This is a genomic window from Lysinibacillus sp. EB271-A1-10B, from assembly GCF_058791335.1.
The window spans coordinates 22143-29094 of record NZ_JBYTDL010000040.1 but is presented as its reverse complement, the minus strand read 5'-3'; the positions used below and the strand labels follow the sequence as shown (position 1 = coordinate 29094).

Sequence of the window (6952 nt, the reverse complement as noted above, 5' to 3'; positions counted from 1 at the left end):
GTATATATAAATCGGTGAATCTGTGCTTTTTTTATGCGTGGAATTGTGCGAATACCCCAAAAAATATTATAGAACCAATAAAAAAGCACAACAAAGGTTATGATAACCTTGTTGTGCTTTTATTAATAAATAAATTTTATTTATCTTCAGCAACGAATGGAAGTAATCCCATAATACGAGATACTTTAATAGCAGAAGTTAATTTACGTTGGTACTTAGCGCTAGTGCCAGTTACGCGACGTGGTAAAATTTTACCGCGTTCAGAGATGAATTTTTTTAATAAATCCACATCTTTATAGTCGATATTCGTAATGTTATTAGCAGTGAAGTAGCAAACTTTACGGCGTTTGCGGCCTCCGCGACGTGGTGCCATAGTGTGTCTCCTCCTTATCATTTTTTATTTTAGAAGTATTAGAACGGTAAATCGTCCTCAGATACTTCTATCGGTCCTTTGCTATTAGCAAATGGATCCTCATCTACACGTGTATAATTCGGCTGATTCACAGGTGGTTGATTTTGCTGATAAGCATCGCCTCCAAATGAACCCTGTCCTGGCATAGCACCACCAAACTGTTGTTGTGGTTGACCACCGCCATATGACGGTTGGTTATTACCGTAAGTCTGTCCACCACCATACTGAGGAGATGCAGGAGCACCGCCACCATTACGAGGTTCTAAAAACTGTACGCTATCGGCCACTACATCTGTTGTGTATACTCGCTTACCATCTTGTCCTTCATAACTGCCTGTTTGAATACGGCCTTCCACTCCAATTAAACTTCCTTTTCGCATGAAGTTCGCTAGGTTTTCAGCCTGTTTGCGCCAAGCAACACAGCTAATGAAATCAGCTTCGCGATCACCTTGTTGGTTTGAGAATGTTCGATTTACAGCAACTGTAAATCTTGTAGACGCAACACCATTAGGCGTATAGCGTAGCTCAGGATCTTTTGTTAGTCTTCCAACTAATACGACACGGTTTATCATCAGAAATGCAACCTCCTTTTTTCAGCATTTTGTTAAAAATAAATGATTATGCTTCTTGGCGAACCGCAATGTGACGAATGATATCTTCGCTAATGTTAGCAAGACGTGTGTATTCGTTAATTGCATCTGAAGTAGCGTTTACTTTAACGATTTGGTAGAAACCTTCGCGGAAGTCTTGAATTTCATAAGCTAAGCGGCGTTTGCCCCACTCTTTTGATTCGATGACTTCTGCACCGTTAGAAGTTAAGATTTCGTTGAAACGTTCAACTAAAGCTTTCTTCGCTTCGTCTTCAATGTTCGGACGTACGATGTACATTAATTCGTATTTTCTCATCTGTTTACACCTCCTTATGGACTTAGGCTCTCCTGTATACAGGGAGCAAGGAGCAAGTAATAATTATTACTCACATCAATGAATTGTAACATATAGATACATGTCTTTCAAGTCGCAACTAAGCAATTCTTTCTATATAATGAACTTAATTCATGAATGAACGGAGGATCTTCATGCTACCAGATAAAGAACCAATCGTAATAGAGTTGGATATAAAAAAACTAATGATGGACAATATTGTTGTCACAAGTGGCCTTGCCATGTTATTTGTAGCTATTCAATATATTTGCTTTAAAAATTTTGATTTTTCATTTTGGCATATGATACTTGGATCTATCCTTTTTGTTATTCTATATATTATTTTCATTGTCTTACATGAAGCCTTTCATTTAATTGGCTTTATGCTCTTTGGAGGTGCACCCTTTAAATCGTTAAAATATGGCCTGAATTTAGAGCTTGGCATAGCGTACGCAACAACTGAACAACCGTTACCGAATCATGCAATGAAAAAAGCTTTATTACTCCCATTCTGGACAACTGGCGTTCTCCCTACAATTGCTGGTTTTTATTTTAATAGTACTGTTTTAGTGTTAGTGGGAGCCTTTTTAATCGCTGGAGCAGTAGGTGATTTTTCCATGTATAAAGAATTGCGCAAATACCCAAAGAACGCGTTAATACAGGATGATCCTCATCTACCTAAGCTTTATGTATATATGCCCGAGGAAATGAAATAACTTTGCTAAGAGTCACGTTACATATAGAATCTGCTTGTCTCCAAGCAGATTCTAATTTTTTCACACAAATTTATCGCGTTAAAAAACTATGCTGTGCAGCTGTATATAAATTTCTCCAAATACGATTAATTGAAGATGTCTCCGTAATTGCATCCATGCCAAGCCTACGTATTAAGCTATTGGCAATGTCTACGCAAGCCACTGCAGTATCTTTACTTATTCGTGAAAATTGTTGTAGCTCTTCTTCAGTCAATTCATGACCTTCTTTATGTTTTTGCCAGTATTCATTCAACATTAAATAATATCGCTCTTCAAACTGTTTAAAGTTTTTCTGTTGCTGCATCAATAAAAATTGTATGGCACCCATATGTTCGGTACGGCTTGGATCATGCTTTCTTTGCTTTACTAAAACAGACGCCTCTTCTAAGAAATTTTCTGTTATTCCAAGACAAACACTTACAAATGAAGCTTCTGCAAATGCACCAAACGGAAAACTATGTACTGCACTTCCATACTTGTTTTTAATTATGCCCAATTGGAATGTTTCCTCTTCAGGTACCCAAACATCTTGCACACGAATCGTATGGCTAGCTGTCGCTTTTAAGCCCATTGCTCGCCAATCATTAAGAACCTCTACTTGATCACAATTTACTGAGCAACTAATTATTTTATCAGTTCTAATACCTTCATTCTCGACAAAGCAATTCATCGTACAAGTTGTAGCATAATCTGCTCCACTACAATACTTCCATTGACCTGTTACACGGTAGCCCCCATCTATTTTTACCGCTATGCCCGAAGGATAGCCGCTGCCTGCTATGACTGCATTTCTTGGTGAAAATATTTTTTCACAAACCTCATTGTTCCATGTTGGAATAAACGCGTTACCCCCTGTCCCTATTGTAATAAGCCACCCAAAGTTGCCATCAAGTGCAGACATCTGCTGGAATACTTTAATGCCCTCTAGTAGCTCTAAATCTTTACCGCCTAATTCCTTTGCTGTGAATAGCTTAAACAATTGCTGCTCATAAATAAGCTCCACTATATCTTTTGGTAATCTACCTAGCTCTTCAATTTCTAAACCACGATCTTTTATTTGTAATATGTTCATACTAATCCTCCAGATTGAAAATTCAGATAAAAATATATACAAAAAAGGCAATCTATTGAAAGATTGCCCCTGTTCGTTTTTTACACATTGAAACGGAATAACATAATATCGCCGTCTTGTACAACATACTCTTTACCTTCAAGGCGTACTTTACCAGCTTCTTTAGCAGCAGGTTGAGAACCAGCTTCTACTAAATCATCGAAAGCAACTGTTTCTGCACGAATAAATCCACGTTCAAAGTCTGTATGAATGACTCCAGCACATTGTGGTGCCTTCATACCTTTACGGAACGTCCATGCACGTACCTCTTGTACCCCAGCAGTGAAGTAAGTTGCTAGTCCTAGTAAATCATATGAAGTACGGATTAATTGGTCTAAACCAGATTCTTTAATGCCTAGTTCTTCTAAGAACATTGCTTTTTCTTCATCATCAAGCTCAGAAATTTCTTCCTCGATTTTTGCACAAATTGTGATAACTTGAGCTCCTTCAGCAGCTGCATACTCACGTACCTTTTGCACATATTCGTTATTATCTGCGTCAGCAACTTCATCTTCTGAAACGTTTGCCACATAAAGCATAGGTTTAATTGTTAAAAGATGAAGTCCTTTAATAACCTTTAGCTCGTCTTCTGAAAGCTCTGCAGCGCGTGCTGGTCGACCGTTTTCCAATTGTTCTTTAACTTTTACAAGAATTGGTTCTTCGATCATTGCTTCTTTGTCTTTTTGCTTTGCCATTTTGCCAACACGTTGTAATCGCTTATCAACAGATTCTAAATCAGCAAGTGCAAGCTCTAAATTAATGACCTCGATATCGTCAATCGGATCTACTCCACCTGATACGTGCGTAATATTTTCATCAACAAAGCAACGTACAACTTGGCAAATTGCATCTACTTCACGAATATGGGCAAGGAATTTGTTCCCTAACCCTTCACCCTTTGAAGCGCCTTTTACGATCCCAGCAATATCTGTGAACTCAAATGCTGTTGGTACTGTTTTTTTAGGTGTTACTAATTCTGTTAGTTTATCTAAACGTGCATCTGGTACTTCAACAATACCGACGTTCGGATCGATTGTTGCGAATGGATAGTTTGCAGCCAATGCGCCCGCTTTTGTAATTGCGTTAAATAATGTTGATTTTCCGACGTTAGGTAAACCAACGATTCCAGCTGTTAATGCCATGAATGGACACAACCTTTCTTTGATCTGTTCAAATTTACTCTTATCTCCCGTACTAACGGATACTGTGAGGTTACAGAAGTCCTCACTGATGAATCACTGTATAACCCTATCTATTATATTGATTCACTCATAAAAAGTCTAATACACATCAAACTAGTCTTCACTAGCGGAAATTAAAACCTTCTTCATTTTTTTCTCAAATTCGCGGCGTGGAATCATGACGCTATGCTGACAGCCTTCACATTTAATGCGTACATCCGCCCCCATCCGAATAATCTTCCACTTATTTGTGCCACATGGATGCTGCTTTTTCATTTCAACAATATCATTTAAACCAAATTTCTTTACGTCCATATTACTCACTGCTCCCCTCTTCATTTCCATTCACACCATAGAACATCATTTTCGGATGAGCCATTGGTATATTATTTTCTTCAAAGAGTTTTGTAACATCACGACGAATAGTACGAGCCACTCCATGTTGTTGTTGTGGTAATGTTTCAGCGGCTATACGAATCGTTACTTCTGTACCCTTAACATTTTGTACACCTAAAAAGACAGGTACTGCTACAAGTTCCTTATGAATTTCAGGTAAAGAATTTAAATACTTTTTAATAATAGATTCAGCTCTTTCAAAATCGGCATCGGTCGTCATTTGTAAATCTATATAAATTTTAGAGTTATTGACAGAGTAATTGACAACATCACCAATTGAACCATTCGGAATAATAAACTGCTCTCCTGTAGAACCATTAATCTTTGTCGTACGTAAGCCTATCTCTACAACAGTTCCTTCAGCAGTATTGATTTTTATATAATCGCCAACACCAAATTGATCTTCAAAAATAATAAAGAATCCAGTAATGACGTCCTTTACTAAGCTCTGCGCACCAAAACCAATAGCTAAACCGACAATCCCTGCTCCTGCCAATAACCCTGCTATCTTAATCTCTAATATAGAGAGAATAGCAATGATTGCTGAAAAATAAACAGCATAGGAAATGACACTTTGTAATAATCTTGAAATTGTTGTTTGGCGACGTTCTGAATGATCTAAAGGCGAACGCATACGCATTAAAAACACTTTTTTAATAAATTTTTTACCTAATCGAACGGCTAACCAAGATGCGATCAAAATAACCGTTATCTTAATTGAAGCAGTCATTATCGTTTCCCAAAGCTTCTCCGACATCAGCTTATCCCATAAGTTACTTAATACCCTTTCACTAAACCAATCCATTATTACCACCTCTTGAATAACTTGTTAAAAATTTGCGTATACTGCATAAAAATCGAGCACTTCTTAAAAATAAAAAGGAAAGCGAGTTTTTTTATGAATACTATACCAAAATTGTTACTCCCTTATTCTCTTCATCATGAAAGTAAAAATATCGTTTGGCAATTAAGTACATTATTTTTAGAACATATACCTTTTCATCATGAACGCCTTATTTTCTGTTGTATTGGAAGTGACCGTTGTACAGGTGATACGCTTGGGCCGTTAACAGGTAGCTTCCTCAAAAAGTCTGTTAGTTTTCCATATGAGATTGTAGGCTCTTTAGACAGTCCTTTGCACGCTCTTAATTTAGACACTACTATGCAACAGCTACACAATCATACTATAAAACCTTTCATTATTGCGATTGATGCATGTCTCGGAAGTGAACAAAATGTTGGACATATTTCTGTACAAAACGGACCTATTTTCCCGGGAAAAGCTGTAAAAAAACAATTACCTCCAATCGGTGACATTTCCATTAAGGGAATCGTCAATGTTGGAGGCTTTATGGAAATGCTTGTTTTACAAAATACAAGACTTCATATTTCCTATGCAATGGCTGAAAAACTTTCAAGAGCTCTATTGCTCTCTGCACATCGTTACTCACTGAAAAATATAGAAGATAGCAACCACAATACCGACAACAACGATACCTGGCAACAAGTTAGCAGCCTTGATTTTAGTTAAACCTGCTATATTTAAACCAATGGCGAAAATCATTACACCGCCTACAGCAGTCATTTCATGAATAAACATTTGTAGTGCAGCATCTGGTATAAAAGAGCTGATAACACCAGCAAAAAGTGCAATTAATCCTTGATAGACGAATACAGGTAATGCAGATAATAGCACGCCAATACCTAATGTAGATGTTAAGATGATCGATATAAATCCATCGATTAATCCTTTTGTAATCAGTACATTATGATCATTACGCAGACCACTATCGAGTGCACCAATGACGCCCATAGAGCCGACTAGAAAGATTAAAGAAGCTGTTACAAAGCCTTCTGCTATACTAATTTGATTATTATCAGTACGTTTTTTACTGAATAAAGATTCTACCCATTGTCCAAGTCTATTCATTTGCTTATCTAAATCTAACCACTCACCAATTACTGTACCGACCACTAAACTTATCATTAGAATAATAAAATTATCACTTTCAAAGCCCATTTTAATCCCTAAAAGTGCAACTGCTAAACCAATAATCGATAATACAGTAGACTTCATCGATTCTGGTATATTTTTAAAAATGCGTCCTACCAATGCTCCTACCATAATGAGCAGCGCGTTAATGAATGCCCCTAGTAATACCACGTCCCTACC

The 6952-nt window shown here is 37.2% G+C and carries 10 protein-coding genes; 2 read left to right on the top strand and 8 right to left on the bottom strand.

The window, feature by feature from the left end; genetic code table 11:
* Positions 1–136: 136 nt before the first annotated feature.
* Genes rpsR through rpsF form a run of 3 tightly spaced genes read right to left on the bottom strand, consistent with a single transcriptional unit; the run spans position 137 to position 1318 of the window.
* The gene (rpsR, locus tag AC3WSK_RS25700; protein ID WP_049662616.1) at positions 137–373 is read right to left on the bottom strand and encodes a 30S ribosomal protein S18; all 237 of its coding nucleotides are present in this window, start codon (positions 371–373) and stop codon (positions 137–139) included.
* Positions 374–411: 38 nt separating this feature from the next.
* Positions 412–984, bottom strand: coding sequence for a single-stranded DNA-binding protein (gene ssb / locus AC3WSK_RS25695; protein ID WP_079563368.1), 573 nt, complete (start codon positions 982–984; stop codon positions 412–414).
* Between the two features lie 46 nt (positions 985–1030).
* Entirely contained in the window at positions 1031–1318 is a 288-nt protein-coding gene (gene rpsF / locus AC3WSK_RS25690; RefSeq protein ID WP_068985806.1) for a 30S ribosomal protein S6, read from the bottom strand.
* A 173-nt stretch (positions 1319–1491) separates the two neighbouring features.
* On the opposite strand from rpsF, the gene AC3WSK_RS25685 reads away from it, so the two are divergent.
* Positions 1492–2052, top strand: coding sequence for a DUF3267 domain-containing protein (locus AC3WSK_RS25685; RefSeq protein WP_492414937.1), 561 nt, complete (start codon positions 1492–1494; stop codon positions 2050–2052).
* Positions 2053–2122: 70 nt separating this feature from the next.
* On the opposite strand, the gene AC3WSK_RS25680 is transcribed toward AC3WSK_RS25685, so the two are convergent.
* The 4 genes from AC3WSK_RS25680 to AC3WSK_RS25665 form a co-directional block, all read right to left on the bottom strand.
* Entirely contained in the window at positions 2123–3163 is a 1041-nt protein-coding gene (locus AC3WSK_RS25680; RefSeq protein WP_492414936.1) for an acyl-CoA dehydrogenase family protein, read from the bottom strand.
* Between the two features lie 80 nt (positions 3164–3243).
* Positions 3244–4344 carry a redox-regulated ATPase YchF gene (gene ychF / locus AC3WSK_RS25675; protein WP_068985809.1) on the bottom strand — a complete coding sequence of 367 codons (1101 nt, stop codon included), beginning with the start codon at positions 4342–4344 and terminating at the stop codon, positions 3244–3246.
* A 153-nt stretch (positions 4345–4497) separates the two neighbouring features.
* Complete coding sequence (locus AC3WSK_RS25670) at positions 4498–4698, bottom strand: DUF951 domain-containing protein (protein ID WP_492414938.1); 201 nt, start codon at positions 4696–4698, stop codon at positions 4498–4500.
* 1 nt (position 4699) lies between these two features.
* Positions 4700–5584, bottom strand: coding sequence for a mechanosensitive ion channel family protein (locus AC3WSK_RS25665; RefSeq protein ID WP_492414935.1), 885 nt, complete (start codon positions 5582–5584; stop codon positions 4700–4702).
* A 93-nt stretch (positions 5585–5677) separates the two neighbouring features.
* Here AC3WSK_RS25665 and yyaC point away from each other — a divergent pair, with 93 nt between their 5' ends.
* Positions 5678–6310, top strand: a complete 633-nt coding sequence (gene yyaC / locus AC3WSK_RS25660) for a spore protease YyaC (RefSeq protein WP_492414934.1) — start codon at positions 5678–5680, stop codon at positions 6308–6310.
* Here the strand turns inward: yyaC and AC3WSK_RS25655 are convergent.
* Positions 6227–6943 (bottom strand): DUF554 domain-containing protein, encoded by a 717-nt coding sequence (locus AC3WSK_RS25655; protein WP_079563362.1) that lies wholly within the window; start codon positions 6941–6943, stop codon positions 6227–6229. The genes yyaC and AC3WSK_RS25655 overlap by 84 nt on opposite strands.
* Positions 6944–6952: the final 9 nt, after the last annotated feature.